The organism is Pseudoalteromonas sp. SR43-5 (assembly GCF_014163835.1).
Taxonomy (GTDB): domain Bacteria; phylum Pseudomonadota; class Gammaproteobacteria; order Enterobacterales; family Alteromonadaceae; genus Pseudoalteromonas; species Pseudoalteromonas distincta.
In genome coordinates this window covers 1-511 of sequence record NZ_JACJEA010000079.1, presented here as the reverse complement: position 1 = coordinate 511, position 511 = coordinate 1, and the positions used below count along the sequence as shown (strand labels likewise).

Sequence of the window (511 nt, the reverse complement as noted above, 5' to 3'; positions counted from 1 at the left end):
CTACGATAGTTGCTACAACACCAGCACCTACAGTACGACCACCTTCACGGATAGCAAAACGAAGACCTTCATCCATCGCGATTGGTGCGATTAGAGTTACTGTCATCTTGATGTTATCACCAGGCATTACCATTTCTACGCCTTCTGGTAACTGTACGTCACCAGTTACGTCAGTTGTACGGAAGTAGAACTGTGGACGGTAACCTTTGAAGAATGGAGTATGACGACCACCTTCATCTTTAGAAAGTACGTATACTTCTGAAGTGAATGTAGTATGTGGGTTGATTGAACCAGGCTTAGCTAGTACTTGACCACGTTCAACGTCTTCACGCTTAGTACCACGTAGAAGTGCACCAATGTTCTCACCAGCACGACCTTCGTCAAGAAGCTTACGGAACATTTCAACACCAGTACAAGTAGAACGAGTTGTATCATTGATACCAACAATTTCTACTTCGTCATTGATGCGGATGATACCAGCTTCAACACGACCAGTTACAACAGTACCACG

1 protein-coding gene is annotated in these 511 nt (G+C 44.4%); it reads right to left on the bottom strand.

Annotation, left to right across the window (positions count from 1 at the left end; genetic code table 11):
- Positions 1-511: EF-Tu/IF-2/RF-3 family GTPase (locus tag H5090_RS20565; protein WP_259395155.1), on the bottom strand; the 511-nt coding region annotated here is incomplete at both ends.